The 21,516-nt window shown below is 54.3% G+C and carries 22 protein-coding genes; 15 read left to right on the top strand and 7 right to left on the bottom strand.

The window, feature by feature from the left end; all coding sequences use genetic code 11:
- Positions 1–19: 19 nt before the first annotated feature.
- Positions 20–1,366: a Trk system potassium transporter TrkA gene (gene trkA, locus QGH09_08030; protein HJO18130.1), complete on the bottom strand. Its 1,347-nt coding sequence runs from the start codon at positions 1,364–1,366 to the stop codon at positions 20–22.
- Positions 1,367–1,478: 112 nt separating this feature from the next.
- Here trkA and QGH09_08025 point away from each other — a divergent pair, with 112 nt between their 5' ends.
- Genes QGH09_08025 through QGH09_08010 form a run of 4 tightly spaced genes read left to right on the top strand, consistent with a single transcriptional unit; the run spans position 1,479 to position 5,027 of the window.
- The gene (locus tag QGH09_08025) at positions 1,479–2,687 is read left to right on the top strand and encodes an acetyl-CoA C-acetyltransferase (GenBank protein HJO18129.1); all 1,209 of its coding nucleotides are present in this window, start codon (positions 1,479–1,481) and stop codon (positions 2,685–2,687) included.
- A 24-nt stretch (positions 2,688–2,711) separates the two neighbouring features.
- Positions 2,712–3,320 (top strand): GTP cyclohydrolase I FolE, encoded by a 609-nt coding sequence (gene folE / locus QGH09_08020; GenBank protein ID HJO18128.1) that lies wholly within the window; start codon positions 2,712–2,714, stop codon positions 3,318–3,320.
- Positions 3,301–3,933, top strand: a complete 633-nt coding sequence (locus tag QGH09_08015) for a hypothetical protein (protein HJO18127.1) — start codon at positions 3,301–3,303, stop codon at positions 3,931–3,933. The genes folE and QGH09_08015 overlap by 20 nt, the downstream gene beginning before the upstream one ends.
- A 47-nt stretch (positions 3,934–3,980) precedes the next feature.
- Positions 3,981–5,027 (top strand): YpdA family putative bacillithiol disulfide reductase, encoded by a 1,047-nt coding sequence (locus tag QGH09_08010; GenBank protein ID HJO18126.1) that lies wholly within the window; start codon positions 3,981–3,983, stop codon positions 5,025–5,027.
- A gap of 84 nt (positions 5,028–5,111) precedes the next feature.
- Here the strand turns inward: QGH09_08010 and QGH09_08005 are convergent, their stop codons facing one another.
- The 3 genes from QGH09_08005 to lipA form a co-directional block, all read right to left on the bottom strand.
- On the bottom strand, positions 5,112–5,744 hold the full coding sequence (locus tag QGH09_08005) for an LON peptidase substrate-binding domain-containing protein (protein HJO18125.1): 633 nt from the start codon (positions 5,742–5,744) through the stop codon (positions 5,112–5,114).
- A 63-nt stretch (positions 5,745–5,807) separates the two neighbouring features.
- Positions 5,808–6,551 (bottom strand): uracil-DNA glycosylase, encoded by a 744-nt coding sequence (locus QGH09_08000; GenBank protein ID HJO18124.1) that lies wholly within the window; start codon positions 6,549–6,551, stop codon positions 5,808–5,810.
- Entirely contained in the window at positions 6,508–7,431 is a 924-nt protein-coding gene (gene lipA / locus QGH09_07995) for a lipoyl synthase (GenBank protein HJO18123.1), read from the bottom strand. The genes QGH09_08000 and lipA overlap by 44 nt, the downstream gene beginning before the upstream one ends.
- 124 nt (positions 7,432–7,555) lie before the next feature.
- Between lipA and QGH09_07990 the strand changes: the two genes are divergently transcribed.
- Both QGH09_07990 and QGH09_07985 read left to right on the top strand, forming a co-directional pair.
- On the top strand, positions 7,556–8,437 hold the full coding sequence (locus tag QGH09_07990) for a 5'-3' exonuclease H3TH domain-containing protein (GenBank protein ID HJO18122.1): 882 nt from the start codon (positions 7,556–7,558) through the stop codon (positions 8,435–8,437).
- A 20-nt stretch (positions 8,438–8,457) separates the two neighbouring features.
- The gene (locus QGH09_07985) at positions 8,458–9,168 is read left to right on the top strand and encodes a metal-dependent hydrolase (protein HJO18121.1); all 711 of its coding nucleotides are present in this window, start codon (positions 8,458–8,460) and stop codon (positions 9,166–9,168) included.
- 24 nt (positions 9,169–9,192) lie between these two features.
- On the opposite strand, the gene QGH09_07980 is transcribed toward QGH09_07985, so the two are convergent.
- Both QGH09_07980 and QGH09_07975 read right to left on the bottom strand, forming a co-directional pair.
- Positions 9,193–10,467, bottom strand: a complete 1,275-nt coding sequence (locus QGH09_07980) for a hypothetical protein (protein HJO18120.1) — start codon at positions 10,465–10,467, stop codon at positions 9,193–9,195.
- 12 nt (positions 10,468–10,479) lie between these two features.
- A complete protein-coding gene (locus tag QGH09_07975) occupies positions 10,480–11,673 on the bottom strand; it encodes an OsmC family protein (GenBank protein HJO18119.1) in 1,194 nt (397 codons plus the stop codon).
- Between the two features lie 90 nt (positions 11,674–11,763).
- On the opposite strand from QGH09_07975, the gene boxC reads away from it, so the two are divergent.
- From boxC to QGH09_07930, 9 genes are all read left to right on the top strand, one after another.
- Entirely contained in the window at positions 11,764–13,419 is a 1,656-nt protein-coding gene (boxC, locus tag QGH09_07970) for a 2,3-epoxybenzoyl-CoA dihydrolase (GenBank protein ID HJO18118.1), read from the top strand.
- Positions 13,420–13,472: 53 nt separating this feature from the next.
- On the top strand, positions 13,473–14,894 hold the full coding sequence (boxB, locus tag QGH09_07965; GenBank protein ID HJO18117.1) for a benzoyl-CoA 2,3-epoxidase subunit BoxB: 1,422 nt from the start codon (positions 13,473–13,475) through the stop codon (positions 14,892–14,894).
- A gap of 92 nt (positions 14,895–14,986) precedes the next feature.
- Positions 14,987–16,159: an aminotransferase class V-fold PLP-dependent enzyme gene (locus tag QGH09_07960; protein HJO18116.1), complete on the top strand. Its 1,173-nt coding sequence runs from the start codon at positions 14,987–14,989 to the stop codon at positions 16,157–16,159.
- Entirely contained in the window at positions 16,156–17,001 is an 846-nt protein-coding gene (locus QGH09_07955) for a 3-hydroxyacyl-CoA dehydrogenase NAD-binding domain-containing protein (protein ID HJO18115.1), read from the top strand. Before QGH09_07960 ends, QGH09_07955 begins: the two co-directional genes overlap by 4 nt.
- A 3-nt stretch (positions 17,002–17,004) precedes the next feature.
- Positions 17,005–17,781 carry an enoyl-CoA hydratase-related protein gene (locus QGH09_07950; GenBank protein HJO18114.1) on the top strand — a complete coding sequence of 259 codons (777 nt, stop codon included), beginning with the start codon at positions 17,005–17,007 and terminating at the stop codon, positions 17,779–17,781.
- Positions 17,782–17,934: 153 nt separating this feature from the next.
- On the top strand, positions 17,935–18,198 hold the full coding sequence (locus tag QGH09_07945; protein HJO18113.1) for a ferredoxin family protein: 264 nt from the start codon (positions 17,935–17,937) through the stop codon (positions 18,196–18,198).
- 69 nt (positions 18,199–18,267) lie between these two features.
- Positions 18,268–18,804 carry an NADH-quinone oxidoreductase subunit B family protein gene (locus tag QGH09_07940; GenBank protein HJO18112.1) on the top strand — a complete coding sequence of 179 codons (537 nt, stop codon included), beginning with the start codon at positions 18,268–18,270 and terminating at the stop codon, positions 18,802–18,804.
- A gap of 68 nt (positions 18,805–18,872) precedes the next feature.
- Positions 18,873–19,280: a 4Fe-4S binding protein gene (locus tag QGH09_07935; protein ID HJO18111.1), complete on the top strand. Its 408-nt coding sequence runs from the start codon at positions 18,873–18,875 to the stop codon at positions 19,278–19,280.
- A gap of 141 nt (positions 19,281–19,421) precedes the next feature.
- On the top strand, positions 19,422–20,930 hold the full coding sequence (locus QGH09_07930) for a retroviral-like aspartic protease family protein (GenBank protein HJO18110.1): 1,509 nt from the start codon (positions 19,422–19,424) through the stop codon (positions 20,928–20,930).
- A 13-nt stretch (positions 20,931–20,943) separates the two neighbouring features.
- Here the strand turns inward: QGH09_07930 and QGH09_07925 are convergent, their stop codons facing one another.
- On the bottom strand, positions 20,944–21,450 hold the full coding sequence (locus QGH09_07925; protein HJO18109.1) for a hotdog domain-containing protein: 507 nt from the start codon (positions 21,448–21,450) through the stop codon (positions 20,944–20,946).
- Positions 21,451–21,516 lie beyond the last annotated feature (66 nt).

The following is a 21,516-nucleotide window of genomic DNA, read 5'->3' as shown; positions in this document are numbered from 1 at the left end:
TTCGGTATTCTCGCGTCAGTTAAGACGTCGTGAAAAATGTTCTCATCAGATCGGCCGATGCGTCGGTGCAGAACACTAGCAGTCGATCACCAGGTTCAATCCGGTCGTTTCCGTGAGGGACTATTGCGTCGCCGTGCCTGAGAATCGTGCCTACAATTGATTCTGGGGGTGTGGCGAGGTCGCGCAATGCGGTTGCTGGATAGTCGTCCGGGACGACGAGTTCGAAAATCTTAGCTTCGCCTTCTTCGAGCACAGCGAGGACCTTTGCTTTGCCTCCTTCAACCTCACGGACGATCGACTCTACCGCCGCACCTTTGGCCGAGAGAGCGACATCAATGCCCACCCGCTCGAAGAGCCGAAGGTTAGCTATTTTGCTCACTCTTGTGATGATTTTGGTCACGCCGAGTTGTCGTCCGAGGAGCGACGCCAGAAGGTTCCGTTCATCATTGTCGATGACCGACACGAGTACATCACTACGCCCGATTTCCTCCATTTCCAACAATTCGAGGTCCGTGCCGTCACCGCTCAAAATGAGAGCGTTGGTGAGGGTCGCTGCTAGCATTTCTCCCCGTGCCTGGTCGCGTTCAATCATTCGAACACTCACGTCATCAAGGGAATCGAGAAGTTGCGCGAGCCTGAATCCGACGTCGCCGCCCCCGATGATTGTGACTCGACGTGCGTCACGGAGGTTGCGACCGTCAGGCGCCACTCTTGCTTCCATCGCGGACATCGCGTCTCTGCGTCCCATCACGATCACCTTATCGCCTGGTTTAAGATGCGTCCCGCCGTGCGGAATTGTGATGGTGTCCCCGCGTTTAGCAGCAACCACTACGGCGCCACGGGGTAGCTGTAGGGAAGCGATCGGTGCAACGGTCAGAGGGGAACCGCTCTCGAGGCGATACTCGAGCAGGCGCACCTGGCCGCCGGCAAAGCTCTCGGCGTCGATCGCTCCCGGTGCGGCGATGATCCGTTGGATGGCATCCGCCAGTTGGGCTTCAGGCCAGATAGTCTGATCGACCCCGAAGTGTTCGCGGAGACTGTAACCACCGCTGACAGACTCAAGAAAATCGTCACCCGACACAAAGCATACTGTCTTAGTGGCGCCGAGCTTCTTGGCAAGTGCACAGGCGATAATATTGACCTCATCAAGACCCGTGCACGCGATAACAAGGTCGCTCGATTCGATGTCTCCCAGACCCAATACCTCAGCACTCGTGCCGCTCCCGAGAACAAAACGCACATCAAGAGAATGGAACCGATCAGCAGCGGCTGGGTTGTGATCAATAACGTGCAGGTCGTGGTTCGGGGCAAGTGCCTTGGCGAGCGTGTAGCCGACTTCGCCACCGCCTATGAGAATTATGCGCATCGTCTAACGCAAATTCCATTTTGGCACCCACGCTGAGTTTTGGCAATGGCTGTAGATGTTATTGACCTAGTGGCCAAGCTGTTTCTTGGGGTTCTGCTAAAATGCAAAAGTTATGGAAGCGGACGATGTTGTTATCGTAGGTGCCGCCAGGACGCCAATCGGCAAGTATGGTGGAGGGCTACGAAGGGTTCACCCGGTCGAACTGGGTGCGACGGCGGCTAAGGGAGCGTTAATTCGGGCCGGGATTGACGCTGCCAGTGTGGACGAGGTGTGGTTTGGCCACGCGCGGCAGGCTGGGTCAGGGCCGAACCCGGCCCGGCAGGTCGGTCACCGTGCTGGTTTGCCCCACACCGTACCCGCGCAAACCGTTAATAAGGCGTGTGCGTCTGGCCTGCAGGCAATTGCCAGCGGTGCCCAGGCGATCGCTCTGGGCGAGGCCGATGTGGTTCTGGTCGGTGGCATCGAATCAATGAGCCGGATGCCATATCTGATCGATGCCGAGAACGCCCGGTGGGGACACCGGATGGGTAATGTTGAACTCGTCGATGCCATGTACCGTGACGGTTTCTGCTGTCCACTGTCCGAATTGATGATGGGAGAGACGGTTGAGTTGCTGGCCCGTCAGTATGCTATTTCGCGTAAGGATTCTGACCTTTACGCGCTTGAGAGCCAGCAGCGGGCCGAGGCTGCGATAGCCGCAGGGTATTTCGACGCTGAGATTGTACCGGTCGAGGTAACAGATCGAAAGAGCAACGTAACGTTGGTGACTCGCGATGAACATCCGCGAACTGGTGTGACTCTCGAATCGCTACGAAAACTTGAGCCAGTCTTCGAAGTTGAGGGTCACCAGGGCATCATTACTGCTGGCTCGGCGTCTGGAATCACCGATGGCGGTGCAGCGCTGGTATTGGTCAGTGCGTCGCACGCGAAGTTGCTCGGCTGCCGGCCACTTGCACGGATCGCCGGGTGGGCAAGCGCAGGTGTCGACCCGAAAATCATGGGTATTGGACCGGTGCCGGCGATGCAGAAGCTATTTGGGCGATTGCAGCAATCCGTCGACGACTATGACCTTGTGGAGCTGAACGAAGCGTTCGCGGCACAGGTGCTCGCGGTATTACGTGACATGCCGATTGCCCGCGATCGGCTCAACGTTAACGGTGGCGCGATTGCACTCGGCCATCCGATCGGCTGTACAGGTGCGCGGATCGTTGTGACGCTCCTTCACGAACTTAAACGGCGCAACGCAACCCGAGGCCTTGCCACGTTATGCGTCAGCGGTGGTATGGGCATGGCTATGGCGTTGGAGCGGGACCAAACCTAACCTTGAATCAACTAAAATAAGTGAATGCGTAACCTCGTACGAGCGATACTGGCTGAGCTAGGTGAGGACCCGATGCGTGACGGGCTGACGCGCACACCGGAAAGGGTTGAGCGGTCACTGAAGTTCTTGACGTCTGGCTATGAGTCCGACGTGAAGACTGTGCTTAACGGTGCGCTTTTTGATGTTGACTATAGCGAGATGGTAATTGTGAAGGACATTGATTTCTATTCGCTGTGCGAGCATCACCTGCTCCCGTTTTTCGGGAAGTGTCACGTGGCCTATGTTCCGCGTGACAAGGTTATCGGCCTTAGTAAGATACCCCGACTCGTCGAAGTGTTTAGCCGACGGTTGCAAGTCCAGGAGCGATTGACTAATCAGATCGCTGATACCATTCGTGCAACACTCAAGCCGCTAGGCGTGGCTGTCGTTCTTGAGGCTACCCATCTCTGTATGTCGATGCGGGGGGTCCAGAAACAGAATTCCATAGCGGTGACGAGTGCAATGCTCGGGGTGTTGCGCGATGATGCACGGACCCGGATGGAATTCTTGGAGCTTATTCGTCATCGCGGCAACTCGACGTCGTGGAGTGCGACGATCGATCAAGGAGTGTCCTGTGTCACGGAGGAAGTCTGAGCGTGCTGATTGTCAAACCGGTAACAAGCGTTGGGCGGTGCTGTTCATCACCGTCGCTGCGACCTCCTTGGTGGCCATGTCGACTCAGACAGAGCCAGCGGATTATGCCTGCCCTTCGTTCTTGGGTCACGGAATCAACACGGGTCGTAGTTTTTGCGATGTGCTAACGGGACGGGAACCTGCTGGTGGCATAATCGTTACCATTCCGCCCGACCGCGGTGAGACGACGCTGACCTTCGAACTATCTAACCGCCACACCTACTCTGAGGGTCAGATTCAAGCCGGTCGAGCCTTCGCAAGGTATACAGCGACTATCGGTATTCTTATGTTAGATAACACTCTGCTGGCTCGAGCTGCCGTGCAGAGTGAATTTCGCGACGCCGATGACCTTGTTGACCGGGTTGATGGTGGGGCAGGGCCAGGTGGGGTCAAGGCCGTTGCACCGGTCGGGCTCGAAAGTGTGTCAGTCACTATTCCATCCGGGGTGACCGAGGTCAGCATTCTCGGAGAGGTACTTGAGGTGATTCGGATTGACGGTCAGGATACGTTTCGGTCACCTGGACGCCCCATTGCAATTATCAGTAACGTCCAGGTCGGTCGCCCAATCGACTGACGTCTTTTTGATTAATCGAACGATGCTACCGAGGCCACGAGGGTTTTATGGCTCTGGTTCTCGGAGCGGATGAAGGAGAACAACTACGGATGTCGCCACGTGACGTAATTATTATCGGTGCTGGTCCGGCTGGGCTTGCCGCTGCGATTGCAGCTAAAAAATACGGCCTTGATTACACCGTGCTTGAGAAGGGTATGTTAGTAAACTCGCTCTATCACTTTCCAACTCACATGGTGTTCTTTACCACACCGGAACTGCTCGAGATTGGCGGATTACCCTTCGTAACCCCGTACGAAAAACCAACTCGGCTGGAATCACTTCGTTACTATCGTCGTGTCGCCGATACCTATGAACTTGCGGTTGAACTGGGAGAGACCGTGACAGCGATTCAGCCGCCACAGACCGGTCGAACGGAAACCTTTTTGGTCAAAACCCGGTCCGGAGATGGTAGAACCCGGGACTTGGAGGGTCGTACGATTGTCTTGGCTATTGGTTGCTACGACCATCCGAATTTACTTCGTATTCCAGGCGAGCAATTGCCGCATGTCTTGCACTATTATGACCAGCCACATCGCTATTATCGAAAACACGTAGTTGTAGTGGGTGGAAAGAATTCGGCTGCTGAAACTGCTCTCGAACTCTACCGTGCTGGTGTCCATGTGACCTTGGTGCACCGGAGGGCCGAACTTGGGGAATCAATTAAATACTGGGTGCGACCGGACATTGAGAACCGGATTGCCGAAGGGTCCATCCCTGCTCGTTTTGAGACCCAAGTAGTGGAAATTCGGCCCAAGGAGGTTGTCGTCGAGTGTCGTGGACAGCGAGCGACTCTACCGGCCGACCATGTTTTCCTCATGACTGGTTACCAAACTGATTCAACTCTGATGAGCCAAGCTGGTGTGCGTCTCGATCCGGAAACATGTGTTCCAGAGCACAACGAATCGACCTTCGAGTCTAACGTGTCTGGTTTTTACATCGCCGGTACGGCGCTTACGGGTGTGCACAGCGGTCGAATTTTCATTGAGAACGGCCGGTTTCATGGCCAAGTGGTTATCGATGCAATCCGCGAGCGACTTGCTACTGTTGAAGTCTAGGGGGTCTCGGCCGAGTATTTCCAGAAGGTTTTCATCTCCCACGTGTGGTTCTACAGCGAGAAAAAATTCTGAAGGAGTACACGCTTACTGTATCTCGCCATGGTGGCCGTCGTGGTGTCCCAGCATTAGCTTCATTTCCAGCAATTGAATCAGTGATTCGCAGCGGTGTAGTAAACCGTCACGCTCGAGTAGCGCCTGCTTTTCAACAGGTTCTAGGTCGAGATACTGTGCGAGCGCGTTCACGAGATCATCGTCGGGGATAGAAGCCGGAACCTGACTTTCAGTTCCAGCTTGATGCAGACCCTTGGTCACGAGGGTCTCTAGGTGTACGCGGTCGCGGCGAATTGCCTGACGAATAGAGTCGTTGAGTGGCTCAATGATTCCGTCCACATGAGCGAGGCGATAATTTCGTTGATTGTCCTCATCGAGGATCCGAAACTTCTGTAATCCACGGAGGACGATGTTGTAGCGACCATTCTCCAGTTGCTCGAAATTGGTGATTAAACCAGCGCATCCGACTGAATAGACTGGGGGTCGACCCTCATAATCCTCTTCCCACCCGGGACGAAGTAGTGCCATTCCGATGATCCGATCACTCTGTAGCGCATCGGTTACCATCTCTCGGAATCGTAACTCAAAGATGTGAAGTGGCAGAAATACATTTGGAAATAGCACAACATTGGGAAGTGGGAAAAGCGGGATCGACGACGGCAGCATGGCCAGGTTTCCTTACCACTCGCGGCACTCAGCTTCTCGATTCTAACATGCAGCTCGAGCGTTCTACTTACTTGCGGCGGATGCGATCAACCTCCTCGCCGTTCTGAAAATACTTGCGAGCATTGGCGGTGTGAGCCTTCTGGTATTGGTGTTCTGACGGCTAGGATGATACGAAGCAATTAGGGTAGGGCCGTCGTCTGGTGTATGTAAGAGCCCGTGTTTGAACGCCGGCTTAGGTGACGGGCGTATTCCCCAGCTACGCATGACGCGCCAGTAGGTATCGAAAGCAATCCGACCGAGTGCAACAACGATCTTGAGGCTCGACAGCGCTGCAAGCTCAGCCTCGAGGTGTGGCTGACAGTTTTCAATCTCCTGAAGGGTTGGTTTGTTAGCCGGCGGTGCGCACCGTACAGCGGCGGTGATGTAGGCATCGAAGAGCTTCAGGCCATCTCTGGTGTGGCGTGCAGTCGGAATAATTGCGAAACCGGCTGAGTGCATAGCACGCATAAGAAAATCGCCGGAGCCATCACCTGTAAACACACGGCCAGTTCGGTTGGCGCCATGTGCTGCAGGTGCTAAACCAACTACTAGTAAGCTGGCACGGCGATTCCCGAAGCCCGGTACTGGTTTGCCCCAGTAGTCTTCTGTGCGATACGCGAGCTTCTTCTCTTGAGCGACGCGGGCGCAGTGAGTCCGTAGGCGAGGGCAAAGGTCACAGCATATGATCGTCTCACGGATGGTTGAGAGGGATGTCGGCGTCAACTTATTGCGCCGCGCGCGTGGCCGCACCGGCCTGTTCTTGGGCATGATAGGAGCTTCTTACCAGTGGTCCTGATTCGACGTGATGGAAGCCGAGGCCACAGGCCACACGCTTAATCTCCGAAAACTCCTTCGGTTCGTAGTAACGCGCTAAGGGCACATTCGCTGGAGAAGGTTGAAGATACTGACCCACGGTAAGTATGCGGCAACCGTGTTTTCGTAGATCGGCCATCGTTTCGATAACCTCGTCTATTGTTTCGCCGAGGCCGACCATCAAACCAGATTTGGTAGGGATTGTGGGGGTAAAGTGTGCAGCGCGTGCGAGTAGATCGAGGGCAAGGTCGTATCGCCCAGCCGGTCGGACGGAGCGGTATAGCCGGCGCACGGTCTCGATGTTGTGATTTAACACGTCGGGTTTCTCTGCAAGGACCGTCTTTAGTGCAAGATTCTGGCCTTTAAGATCGGGAATCAAAAGTTCGATGCGACACTCTGGTCTGGCACTCCGTATCGCGCGAACGGTTGCAGCGAATGCTGAAGCCCCGCCGTCCGGCAGGTCGTCACGGTCAACCGACGTAATGACAACATGGTCGAGTCTAAGCGACGCGACAGCACGTCCCACGCGGTTGGGTTCATTGGGGTCCAGCGCTTGTGGCCGACCATGCACGACGTTGCAGTAGCCGCATGAACGGGTGCAGACGTCACCCAAAATCATGAAGGTTGCGGTGCCCTGATCCCAGCACTCGCCAATGTTTGGACAATTTGCCTCTGCGCAGACCGTGTGCAGATTCAAGGACTGGACGAGTTGATTGAGTCGCCGATAACCCGCCGAGCCAGGGGCTCTGACCTTCAGCCAGGGTGGTTTCGGCTCGCGGGGTGGTGAAACTCCGCGCATCGGCCGCCCGCGTAGCAACGGTACACTCGAAGTCATATTTTCATATGTTATCGCCAATTAGGCAGTTTAGGCCTTGTTAGTTGGTCTCGGTGAGCCCTACGAAGAGGAACGGTGTCTCCGATACTTGAGGTTTCCCTGGTAAGACTCTAGAGTGTGCCGGGTGAACGTCTTTCTCATCGATGGCACATATGAGTTATTTAGGCACTTCTATGCGGTGCCTGCATCATCAGATACCGATGGTAATGAAATCGGCGCTGTGCGTGGTGTGCTCGGTTCGGTCGTGGCGATGCTAGAAGACGGTGTTACCCACATTGGGGTTGCAACGGATCACGTCATTGAATCGTTTCGTAACGGGCTCTGGCCAGGCTACAAGACGGGTGAGGGGATTGACCCAGTTCTTCACAAGCAGTTCCATCCTTTAGAGGAGGCGCTATCTTCGATGGGAGTGGCAGTCTGGCCGATGGAGGAGTTTGAGGCGGATGACGGGCTGGCGTCGGCTGCGGTGAAAGCGGCAGCTGACGAGGCAGTGGAACAAGTGTTTATCTGTACCCCTGACAAAGACCTTGCTCAGTGTGTCGTTGATAACCGTGTCCTACAGTTCGATCGTCGCGCTGGTCAATTGCGCGATGCCAAAGGGGTACGTGAAAAATTCGGTGTTTCACCGAGCTCAATTCCTGACTATTTGGCCCTGATGGGGGATTCAGCTGATGGTTTTCCCGGCCTCCCCGGGTGGGGGCACAAGTCAGCGAGTACTGTCTTGGGCCATTATGGACATTTGGAGCAAATTCCCGAGAAATCCGATTCTTGGGTTGTGATGGTGCGAGGCGCTAAGAAGTTAGCGCAAACGCTGGTTGAACAACGTGAGGTTGCCCTGAAGTTCAGAGACCTTGCAACCTTGCGGGAAGATGCACCAGTTTTTGATTCCGTCGAACAGGTTCGATGGGTTGGTCCTCAGGCAAGCTTTTTTGACCTCTGCGCAAAGATGAATATGGGTAGAATCTATCGACGGATTGACAAATTGGCAAACCACCGACAGTCGTAATTCACTAGGAGTCGTATCACGTGAATTCAAACAGTAAGCTCTCGGTTCAATGGCTCGGACACAGTACTTTCGTAATTACCTCTCCTGGTGGAAAGCGCATCGTGCTCGACCCATGGCTCGAAGGGAACCCAAAGTGCCCAGATGAGCACAAGAAAATCACCGAAGCCGATTTGATTCTTATCACGCACGGTCATCCGGATCATGTCGGCGATGTATTCTCGGTTGCACGCACAACTGGAGCACCGGTGATTGCAATCTTGGAGTTCGCGAAATTATTTGAGGAGAAGGGATTGCAGTCCGTTCATGGCATCAATAAGGGAGGCACGATTAACATCGCCGGTATTGGTGTGACGATGGTGCAAGCAGTGCACAGTAGTGGATTTGAGGTTGATGGACGGATGATTTTTGTTGGCGACCCTGCAGGTTATGTCATCAGACTTGAAGATGGCCGGAGTCTCTACTTTGCAGGAGACACGGATGTATTCAGCGACATGGCGCTAATCAAGCAGCTTCATGCTCCGGAAATCGCGTTTCTTCCGATTGGGGACCATTTCACTATGGGACCGCAGGGCGCCGCCCTGGCGGCTGACCTCCTTGGCGTTCAAAAGGTGGTGCCGATGCACTACGGCACTTTTCCCGTACTGGTCGGCACACCAAGTGAGCTTAGAGCGCTACTTACACCAGGAATTGAACTCTTGGAATTTCAACCAGGTGAGACCAGGGTCTGGTAGTCTCCCAATACGAAGGATCAGCCTCTAGACATCACGCCTTTTATCGACGACCCGATTAGCCTTGAGTTCGAATCTCGGTAACGAAGCGGGTGCCACCGTGCGAGTCTCAATCCTGACCGCGAGGCGCTGTGAGAAGGCGTCTGCAAGCGCGTTGGCTACCTCGCTTGAGGCTTCGACCTCGATGATTAGTTCATCCATTTCTTGCTGGCGTGTTCTCACGATCCGGAACTCGTCCACCTCAAACTCTCTAATGATCGCTTCAATCGATGATGGATAGATATTGATACCACGCACCACCAAGAGGTCGTCCGCCCTACCGATCAGGCCGCCTGGTAACGTCTGAAATGTACGACCGCACGGACAACCGTGCCCACCCATTCGCACAAGGTCGCCTGTCCGGTAGCGGATCACCGGCCATCCAACGCGACCTAGGTTTGTGAGCACCAGTTCCCCGATACCACCTTCCGACGCGGTCTGCCCAGACCGAGGGTCAAGCACTTCAGCAATAAATTCCGATTCGATCACGTGTAGTCCTGTCTGGGTGTCGCAGGTGTATCCATAGGCGCCGACCTCGGTCGCGCCGGCGTGATCGAAACACTTTGCACCCCACGCCCGCTGGATCCGGCCGCGTACTGACGGCAGTGAGGCGCCCGGCTCGCCCGCGTGGATAGTTGTGTGTACTCCTAGCTTTGACAGGTTGATGTTTTCCTGACGCGCTACTTCAGCCAGGCGTAATGCGTAGGTCGGAGTGCTCAAGAGCACTGTGGCTTCGGCACTCGCCATTAGGTGAAGTCGTGCCTTTGAATCGAGCCCACCGCCAGGGATACCCAAGGCCCCGAGTTTGAGTGCAGCGGCATGCGCTGCCCAGAATCCAATGAAGGGTCCAAAGGAAAAGGCCATGAATAATCGGTCCCGGTCTGTCACGCCAGCAGCTCGGTAAATATATTGCCAGCACTCCGTCCACCAGTCCCAGCTCTCAGGGGTGTCGAGCACTACCAGTGGTCGACCAGTCGTACCAGAAGTCTGATGGTAGGTCAGGTAACGTTCACGTGGATAGGTCGCAATCGTACCGAGTGGTGGAAAAGCTGATTGATCTTCGACGAGTTCTGATTTCGTCGTAAACGGTAATTGAGCGAATCCCTGCCAGTCGATCGGCGCTGACAACGACTTAAACTTTGATGCGTAGAAGCGATTGTGAGGCAAGATTTCAGACAGAAGCAAGTTAAACTGTTCAAGCTGCCGCGTTCGCGTTTGCTCGGGCGGTGCCGATTCCAGGTTGGCTCTGTGCACTAGGCTCATTACAAAGTTTTATCAGGCAGCAGGGACGGGCAGAGGTTTACCGTTGAGTGTTGCCCGTAAGACAGTCGGGTAAGCTTCACGCATCGAGGCGTGAAGGAAACAGGTCTGTTCACCCATTTTTACTGACTTTCGTGCGACGTCCTCAGATTCGTCGGCATTGATATACACGTGTGTATCTACGGCAGTGGCTACTGCATTAGGACCAGCGGCGCCAGATTGTTTGTACCCATTGGTCTGAACGATACGCATTGACTCCAATTTCTGCTTGGTGATGTGTGCGTAACGGCCGAGTTGTGTCATATAACAAAAGCCGATACCGGCTGACAGATACGCCAAAGGAGGTGGTGCGGTGTCACCCGTGCCAGTATCTGACAGAAACCGGAAGCTGCTGCCGAGCGGTTGAAACAGGCGGATATCCGTTTGCAAAAGACCTTTGTCAAGGAGGTAGGCGTCTGAGCGGACGTGCAGCGTTCGCTTTTGTTCTGACTTCAAGCTCGACCCTGCACCGCCAGTCACACCGTGCTGCACTTCGACCGTTTCGGTTTTGGTGATGATGTCGGGATGGAAATGGCCCGCAGGTGTGGGTCGGATGGACTCGAAGCCTCTCACTGGGTCAGGAAAGAGGGCGTTTGGGGAATGCTCCTGATCTACGAGTTTCACCGTGGACCCATTCAGCTGGAGTGCGAATGTGTTTCTAAAGAGATCGCGCATCACTGCGTGTCCGGGGGATTCGGCCAATGCTCTGGTGATCAACTTGCCCGCAGCTTCCAGAGAGAGTTCAGCATCGATTGCAATGTCAAGATCGACTGGGATGCCTGCGCCGGTCATGTCACCCTTCAGTGCAGAACCCGTCATTGTGTAACGGGTATCCTGCCCAGACCTGAGTCCACGTAACGCGATGCCACGGTCACGGCAGAGTCGCACCAGCTGAGTCATATAGCAGAAGTGCAGTCCCGCTGCGAAGAATGCCAGTGGGAAAGGCGCCAGATCCGTCCCGTTCAGATACGGCCCCTCGTCAGAGACCATCCGCCATGCTTGACCAGGTCGCTCCGATTGGCGGACAGTCGCCTCCTTTTGCATTCCTTCGAGGGCGCGCACCTCAACGCGAAAATCTTGGGCATCGTCGGGTGCGTCGAGCGCTGCTGTGGGTGACAGGTCGTCGAATTTAAAGACCAACGGTGTCTTGAAATCCTGAAGTCGAGGCATAGGTTTTTTACTCTTCTAGCGTCGCGCATTATACCGTGTCAGTCGCTCACGTTTGACGCCTACTATTACGGTCATCATAATGAATGGTTAATGGCACCTAATGCTTCAGAACAAGGGGTTCAGTTTGATACACACCCAGATAGGTATCGTCACTGGAAGCTTACGTTTGACGGGCCGATAGCCACACTGTCGATGGATGTCCAGGAGGACGGTGGTCTATCAACCGATTACAAACTGAAGCTGAATTCGTACGACCTCAGCGTAGATATTGAACTGGCTGATGCGATTCAACGAATTCGGTTTGAGCATCCTGAAGTGCATGCAGTCGTCGTGACCAGCCTGAAGGAGCGGATTTTCTGCGCAGGCGCCAACATTTTCATGTTAGGTAGCTCGTCACACGGTTTCAAGGTTAATTTCTGTAAGTTCACGAACGAGACGCGGTTGGCGATTGAGGACGCGAGTCAGTGTTCTGGGCTGAAGTTCCTTGCCGCTATTAACGGAATTTGTGCGGGTGGTGGCTATGAACTCGCTTTGGCCTGTGACGAAATTGTCCTAGTTGATGATGGGAACTCTGCAGTGAGTTTACCCGAAGCGCCGTTGTTGGGCGTGTTGCCTGGAACGGGTGGCCTTACGCGACTTGTCGATAAACGGAAGGTGCGGCGTGACGTCGCTGATTTCTTTAGTACCTTGGTTGAGGGTGTACGTGGGAAACGCGCCGTTGAGTGGCGTTTCGTCGATGCCGTTTATGCGCGGTCTCGATTTGATGAGGCGGTGTCCCAACGAGCGGCTGACCTTGCGGCTTCATCGGATCGTCCGTCCTCAGGCCCTGGTGTTACGTTGGGACCACTGGAATTAACGCGGTCGGAGGATCGTTTTGAGTACTCCACGGTTACGGTCGAGATGAACCGCATGAAACGAACTGTTGACCTGACGGTACGGGGGCCAGACGGACCACAGCCAAGTGATGCGCGGGCCATGCTAGCTCTCGGCGATCAGTACTGGCCATTGCGTGCGTTCCGAGAGTTGGATGCGGCGCTGTTGCATTTACGCCTTAATGAACCAGAGATCGGGGTTATTGTCTTGAAGACCGTGGGTGATCGAGAGTCTGTGTTGGCTATCGACCGGACACTCGCCACCAATCGTGATCACTGGCTAGTACGAGAGATTCTGCATTTCATGAAACGCACCATAAAGCGGCTGGATTTAACTGCTAAGAGTCTCGTTGCGCTAATTGAGCCGGGTTCATGCTTTGCTGGCACTCTTCTTGAGTTGGCGTTAGCGGCTGATCAATCGTTCATGCTCGACGATCCTGATCGCCCGACTGCGATTGGAGTGTCGGTCCTAAATGGTGGCACGCTACCGATGAGTACGGGCTTAACCCGTTTACAGACTAGGTTCCTTGGGGAGCCGGACAAAGTCGAGAAGCTGCTCGCCATCGGCGAAGCGATTGAGCCACATGTAGCACTCCGGACTGGGCTTGTTTCATTCACGCCGGATGAATTGGATTGGGATGATGAGGTGCGCTTGATGCTCGAAGGGCGGGCCTCGCTGTCACCTGACGCTTTGACAGGTCTGGAGGCGAACCTACGATTTGCTGGTCCGGAAACGCTTGAAACGAAGATCTTTGGTCGCTTATCAGCGTGGCAGAACTGGATTTTCCAGCGCCCCAACGCCGTGGGTGAGCGGGGCGCGTTAAAAACATACGGCGTCGAAGGTAGACCAGAGTTCGATTGGCGACGAACGTAAAACCGTCGTTCTCCTTAGGTATATCATAGGAGTCAGTTTAGAGGTTTGCACGCATGATTTCGACTGAACGTATTCCGAACAACGTTGATTTAGCTGGCAACAAGCGATTACAACGGGCGCTTGAACACTGGCAACCGAAGTACCTTGAATGGTGGCGTGACATGGGACCAGAAGGGTTCCAGAACCACCATCAGGTTTATTTGCGGACAGCGATTAGTGTGGATTCAGACGGCTGGGCACATTTTGAATTTGTAAAGTTGCCCGACTACCGCTGGGGAATATTCCTTGCCGAGCCTGTTCCTAATCGGACGATTGGATTTGGCGACTCATTTGGGAAGCCGGTGTGGCACGAAGTCCCCGGAGAGTTTCGTAATCAACTTCGACGCCTCATCGTTACCCAGGGCGACACTGAGCCAGCTTCTGTGGAGCAACAGCGGCAGCTTGGAGCAAAGTGTCCGAGTCTCTACGACTTGCGTAACCTGTTTCAGGTGAATGTTGAGGAGGGGCGTCACTTATGGGCGATGGTTTATCTCCTGCACTCATACTTTGGACGTGATGGGCGGGACGAAGCGGAGGAGCTACTTGTACGAACGAGCGGGAATCAGGATAAGCCTCGCATTCTCGAGGCCTTCAATGAACCGATTGACGACTGGCTAGATTTTTTTATGTTCACGATGTTTACTGATCGCGATGGCAAATCTCAGCTTATGTCCCTGTCGGAGAGCTCGCTTGATCCTCTGGCTCGGACGACACGTTTTATGCTCACCGAGGAAGCTCATCATATGTTCGTTGGTGAAACTGGGATTTCCCGTATTCTTGAACGGACCTGTCAACTAATGAAGGAATCTAAAGGTCTAGCGGAAGACGTACGTCGACAAGGCGGGATTGACCTGGAAATGATCCAGAGGCATCTTAATTTCTGGTTCAGTCGGAGCCTTGATCTTCACGGTAGCGAGGTGTCCAGTAACGCAGCTTCGTATTTTGCGAACGGGCTAAAGGGAAGAGCTCGGGAAGAGACTTACGAGGACCATCACATGACGGATGCAGTCTACGACATGGAGGTCTATGAAGACGGGCGGCTTTCCCAACACGAGGTTCCTATGCGTAACGCAATGAATGAGGTTTTGCGCGACTGGTATGTCCGCGATTGCCTCGGGGGCGTTGAGCGTTGGAACAAAATTTTGGAGGATTACGGTCTTTCCGACCGCCTCTACCTACCCGACAAAAAGTTCAGCCGAAACATTGGGATTTTTACGGGTTTTTATTTTGACCCGAAAGGCAACTCAGTGTCGGTAGAGGAGTGGGAACGGCGTAGGGGTGACTGGTTACCGGTTCAGGCCGACAAGGATTATCTGAAGAGCATTATGGCTGAGCCGATCTACGAGCCTGGCGTATTCGCCAATTACATCGCTCCACCTCGTAGAGGTATCAACCGGAAGCCGCTTAACTTCGAGTACGTTCGGACCGAGTCGTAGCTGACGGTTCGAGGGGATCCTATACGCTAGCATAGAGCCTTTCGTGCTGTGGTTCAGCTAAGTTGCTGTTTTTATGGCCTAGTTCACCTGATATGGATTCCTTGCTGAGTTGGCGCGCTGAGTTTCCGATTCTCAAGCGCTGCACCTACCTGGTGAGTCACTCTTTGGGTGCCATGCCTCGAGGTTCAGCAGACAACCTTGCGGCTTATGCGGCAAGGTGGGGTGAGCGAGGTGTTCGGGCGTGGACTGAAGGGTGGTGGACTCTCGGGGTAGACACTGCTGACTTGCTCTCACCGTTACTCGGCGTGCCACATCGTTCGTTGTCGATGCATCAGAACGTGACGGTAGCGCAAGCTGTCGTGGCCTCCTGCCATCAGTTCGATGGACCTCGTAAGAAGATCGTGATGAGTGAGCTAGATTTTCCTTCAAACATGTATCTCTACGAAGGAATGCGGCTACAGGGTGCGGAGATTGTATATGTTCCGAGCGATGATCCTGCCCAGCTTGACCTGGAACGGTTTCTTAACGCGATCGACAGCTGTACATGTCTTGTGCCGATTTCACTGGTTCTATTTAAGAGCGCTTGCATTGTTGACATTGAGGCCATCGTGGTCCGTGCCCACTCTGTAGGTGCTCGTGTTGTACTGGACTGCTATCAAGCGACTGGCGCACTTCCTATCGATCTGCCTAACCTGGCGGTGGACTTTGCCGTTGGTGGATCCGTGAAGTGGCTTTGTGGTGGTCCTGGTGCTGCATATCTCTACGTGCGGCCCGATCTAGCGTCGGAGTTGGAGCCAACTCAAGTTGGGTGGGCAGCCCACGCTGCGCCGTTCGAATTCGAAATTGGCCGGTTACGCTACGCTGAGGGCCCCGAGCGTTTCCAGAGCGGTACGCCAAACGTACCGGCCCTTTATGCCGCTCGCGAAGGCTATCGCATTGTTGCCGAGATTGGAGTCCAGGCGATTCGCGCTAAATCTTTGCGTTTAACCAGCCGAATTATCGAGTCAGCGCTCGAGCGTGGTTACGCCGTCTGTACGCCACGCCAAGATGCCGAGCGTGGTGGCACAGTGACGATCGACATGCCGAATGCCAAGGAAGTGGCTGCTCAACTGCTCCGTCGTGAGGTAATCATTGACTACCGACCCGGAGCGGGAATTCGGATCGCGCCTCACTTCTATAATACTGAAGCTGAGATTGACCTAGCTATGGGTGCGATTGATGAGATTGTTGCTAAAGGTGTTACAACGGGAGCGAGTGTTTCATGATCCGTTCCATTGCAGTGCTCGGTGCCGGAACGATGGGGCACGGTATTGCATACGGGGCGGCAATGGGTGGGTTCGATACCCGACTATATGATGTTTCAGAGGAGGTGCTTGAGCGCTCCCGATCGCTGATTAATGCCATCGGGGCCAAGGCGGTCGAGCTTGGCAAGGTAGGGTCGAATGACTTTGAGTCCGCCCGTGCTCGCCTCGAGTTTGTTACCGACCTTTCGGCTGCCCTTAGTGGTATTGAGATGGTTATTGAGGCTGTCCCGGAGAAGATGGACTTGAAGTTATCGGTCTTCCAGGAGATTGAGTGCCATGCTTCGGCTGACGCCATCGTGGCATCGAATACGTCGGCACTAAGTATTACGGAAATCTCCAGTGCCCTCACACGTCCGCAGCGGGTGGCGGGGATGCACTTCTTCAATCCGGTCCACAAGATGAAACTTGTTGAGGTCGTTTGTGCCCTGGAAACGGCACCAGAAACGATGGACGTAATTGAGGAAGTCGCTAAACAGATGGGTAAGGAGACCGTGCGGATTAAAGAGTCGCCGGGATTTGTGACCAGTCGTGTTAACGCGATGATTGGCAATGAGGCTTTCTACATGTTGCAGCAAGGGATCTCTTCGGCACGTGACATCGACAAAGCGCTCAAACTGGGATTGAATCACCCAATGGGCCCCTTCGAATTGGTCGATCTTGTAGGGCTTGATACTCGGCTAAGTGTGCTGGAATTTCTGCACGCCAAACTCGGCGAGAAGTATCGTCCGTGCCCCCTACTTGTTGAGTATGTTCAGGCCGGTCGGCTTGGCAAAAAGGTGGGAAAGGGCGTCTACGAGTACTGATTTATGACATACAAGAATATTCGCGTATCAGTGAGCGACGGTGTAGCGGAGTTGACTTTTGATCGTCCTGAGGTGCGAAATGCTCTAAACCTCGAAACTGTGCGCGAAGGGGAGGCGGCGCTGGCAGATTTGGCAGCCGACAACACTGTCGGCGCGTTAATTCTAACCGGTGCTGGTGACCAAGCTTTCGTTTCTGGTGCTGATATCAACGATCTTCGAACTCGGACTCGTGATGAAGGCTTGGCAGCGATCAATTCGTCTTTTTTTTCTTCTGTTGAGCGTTTCCCGCGACCAACGATTGCTGCTGTGAATGGATACGCACTCGGGGGTGGGTGTGAGCTGGCCCTGGCCTGTGATTTGCGGATAGCCTCAAAGGGAGCGATGTTTGGTCAGCCTGAGTTAGGATTGGGAATTATTCCAGGTGCTGGAGCGACTCAGCGTCTACCAAGAGTCGTTGGTCTAGGACGTGCAAAACATCTGATTCTGACTGGAGAGATTATTGATGCCGGGCAGGCACTTTCAATTGGACTTGTGAGCGCCGTCGTTCCAGCAGACAAACTTGATGCTACGGCCAGGGATCTTGCTGGTCGCGTGCTCCGTCATGGGCCCTTAGCGGCACGACTAGCGAAGTTGGTCATTAATTCGTCCGCGCGCGTCGATCTCGATTCTGGGCTGCTCATTGAGACGCTCGCGCAGGCGCTTTGCTATCAGTCGGATGACAAACAGGAGGGGACAACCGCATTTCTGGAGAAGCGGAAACCTAAATTCACTGGCAAGTAACCCAGTAACTTAGCCAGAGGATCTCATTTAGTGCTACAGCTTAAGATCGAAATCAGGTCTAGTCCGAACTCTTCTTCTGGCCGATAGGTATGGGGTAGTTGAAATTCAGCAAGGAGTCCGGTACGATTAGTTGGTCAATTTACGGAGGATGTCATGGCCTATACCATCTGCGAACCCTGCATCGGCACGAAAGACACGGCGTGTGTTGACGTCTGTCCGGTCGATTGTATCCACCCACGTAAAGACGAACCCGAGTTCGAGACGGAGACTATGCTCTACATCCATCCGGACGAGTGTATTGACTGTGGGGCCTGTGTGCCGGCCTGTCCAGTTGAGGCGATCTTTGAAAACGATGAGGTGCCTGAGCAATGGGCCAATTACATCGATGTTAATGCAGGATGGTATGAGGGAAAGTAGTTTGGGGATTTAGATGCTGTTCACGATGGTAGCGAATTGGCAGGTGCAGCGGCGAAGCGGGAGATCTTGATGGGGCTGATCGATCAGCGATTCGACGACAACATCATTACAACCAACGTAGATAAAGTTCTGAACTGGGCGAGGCAGTCCTCGCTTTGGCCGATGGGTTTCGGTTTGGCCTGCTGCGCGATCGAGATGATGGCGACATCAGCGTCCCGGTTTGACATCTCTCGGTTTGGAGCGGAGGTCTTTCGGGCTTCGCCGCGCCAGTCGGACCTCATGATCGTGGCAGGAACCGTGACGAAGAAGATGGCGCCGGTGCTGCGTCGGCTATACGATCAGATGCCGGAGCCCAAATGGGTCATTTCCATGGGCAGTTGCTCAAACGCCGGTGGTCCATTTCCGACGTATAGTGTGCTGCAGGGTGTTGATAAGATCGTCCCGGTCGACGTTTACATTTCAGGATGTCCGCCGCGTCCCGAGGCGTTGCTGTACGGGTTAATGCGGTTGCAAGACAAGATCCGCAAGGAAAACACCGTGCTCCGCCGGCCAAGGGTTATCAAGGTCGGGGAGACCGAACCTGTGCTTGTGGGTGACCGAGGGTAAGTGTTGTGCAAAGGCTGAAAAATTTTTTCCGGACGGTTTTCTTGATCGATCTAGTGAAGGGGCTTTTGGTGACGCTTAAGTATACTCCTCAGCCTGCTTTTACGTTCCAGTATCCAGCTGAGAGGCGTCCCGTTGCGGCTAGATTCCGTGGTGTGTTACGGCTTCAGGTTGAGCCTGAGACTGGTGCGCAGACGTGCATCGTTTGCGATCAGTGTGCCAAGGTGTGTCCTGACGATTTGATTTCGCTTGGTGGCCATCGCGAACCTGGGCAAAAAATTAAGATTTTGGATTACTTTAATTTTAATCTGTCACGCTGTAGTTTTTGCGGTTTGTGCTCGGAGGTCTGCCCTACGAAACCATTCAAGGCTTTGATCATGAGTGAGGATTATGAGCTCGGGACTTATAGCCGAGACACGCAGATCCTTCGGGTCAATGAGATGTACGACGGCGTACCTATTGAGCATTACACGCGCTGACTCGAGTAGCCATCCGGGCCTAAGAGTGGTCTCTGTTTTACACTTTTTATCTTTAGGTTGCTGATACGCGTTGATTCATCTGACTGTGCTTTAGTTGCTTCAAGCAGTTGCCAGTGATCCCCCAGGCATTTCGGAGGGTTCATGCACATCGGTCTTCGTCCACTTGTCGCGGTCACCGCTGCTCTGGTAGCGCTTTCGGTTGTTACCAGCCGGAGCGCAGACCCAACCTATAGCGCTATCCAACTTCAGTTAGCTGATTTGCTCATTGCAGAAGAACGTTTTCCTGAAGCGCTTGAGGCATTCACACGAGCAAAGGAGGGCGCGACGGCATCACAGCTTTTTCGAGCGCGCCGTGGGTCGGTGCTCTCGATGTTGCGCTTGGCCCGATTTGCTGACGCGCGGGTGGAGGCCGACGCAGCCCTTGCAGAGGCGCCTGACGACCCAGCGGCAATTGTGATGTATGGCGATACTTTATGGGCAGCTGGTCTGTTTGACGAAGCCGAACAGCTCTTTCTCGATGTTCTCGCAAGGGACCCTACCGTTGCACGCGGCCATCATGGACTTGGTAAGTCGTTGATGAGCCTAAACAATAATGATGCTGCGCTTGAGGCAGCGCAGAAAGCTTTAGCCCTGTCGCCCCGTGACGGAGAGTTCCACCACACAGTCGGCACCATCTATAAGCGGATGCATCGCTATGAGGAAGCGGCTGTTGCGTTTGGCAACTACGTCAATTTACTTCCGCACAAGGACCAGAGTCAGCGAGCGGCTTGGTCTCGTGCCCAGATTCGCTTTCTACGTTCTTTGGGGCGTCGGGTTCCGTTTGATATGGAACCTGACGTTGCTGAGCAACTTCACACAGTGCCGTTCAGGCTTGTCCAGGACAAGATTATAGTCAAGGCGAGTGTGAACGGACATCGTGAGATTGACTTCGTGGTTGACACTGGTGCTGAGCAGACGGTGGTCTCACGTGAAGTGGCTAGAGCGTCCAACGTCCGGCCGATCGTGTACACCTTGAGTGCGGGTGTTGGAGAAGTTGGCCTCCGCGGGCTACAGCTCGGCTGGATCGATTCGATTGAGATTGGTTCGCTTAAGATGGACAACGTGCCAACCCTCATTAAGAACCCGCCTTTAACCGGGATTCCCAAGCGCGAAGTCGAGAGTTTCTCGCCCCTGGCTGCTAGGCTCTCACTCACGGTTGACTATGAACGCTCTCAGCTGACGATCGGTCGAAAGATTCCGCGGGATCCTGCAGACGTTGTGTTGCCGTTGCGTCAGCATCGGCTAGTGACTGTGCGAGGAACCGTTAACGATCAAGACGCGAGTTTCGTTGTGGATACGGGTGGTGAGGTGATCTCGATTAGCTCGCAGACTGCTAGCATGCTGAGTCGCCGGCCAGTCGTAAGACATCTTCCGCTTCGGGTATTCGGGTCGTCAGGATGGGATCCGGATGCGTTTCTATTACCGGGTATCGACCTGATGTTCAATACGATCGCATTTCCGAACTACCCGGTCGTCGTTCTCAACTTGCAGGCGCCTAGCGCCCTCCTTGGCTTCCAAGTGGGTGGCACTATTGGGCACAATTTTCTTAGCCGGTACCGGGTAGCGATCGATTTAGAAGAGAGCGTCGTTCGCCTCCAAGATATTTCTTAGGGGGCAACAGTTCCTACAGGGAAAAGTTATCAGAGGCCAACCGTCCTCGAGCTTCGAGGCGTTGGGCTCGACGCGCGCGCGCCATCTCGGCACGGTGAGTGTCATCGACCGATTCAACGAGCAGGGGTGGAATCGGAGTGGGGCAGCCCCTCTCATCGACTCCAACGAAAGTCAGGAACGCTCGGCTCGTCAAACGTCGCGTACCTGTCAAGGACTCTTCGGAGACTACTTCAACCTCAACCTCAAGTGATGTGTGGAACGCGCAGGTGACCCGTGACCTGAGAATGAGTAGATCGCCAACTTTAACGGGATGTAGAAACTCGACGCTGTCAACTGACGCCGTCACGACACGGCTCCGGGTGTGGCGATGACTGGCAATTGCCCCAGCGAGGTCGATCAGATGCATCACGGACCCGCCGAGCATAAAACCCAACGGATTGGCGTCATTGGGCAAGACAACGTGGACTGTCTCAGTGGCCGAATCTTCCGGTCGTCGCGGTTGGAGATGGCAGGTCGTCACTTCATCGGCTCCCGACCAGTAGAGACCTGCTGAAATGTCCGAAGTTGGTTAAGGGAGTGAAGGAAC

Source organism: Vicinamibacterales bacterium (assembly GCA_036012125.1).
Classification (GTDB): Bacteria; Acidobacteriota; Vicinamibacteria; order Vicinamibacterales; family UBA823; genus UBA11600.
This window is presented reverse-complemented; position numbering and strand designations above follow the sequence as displayed.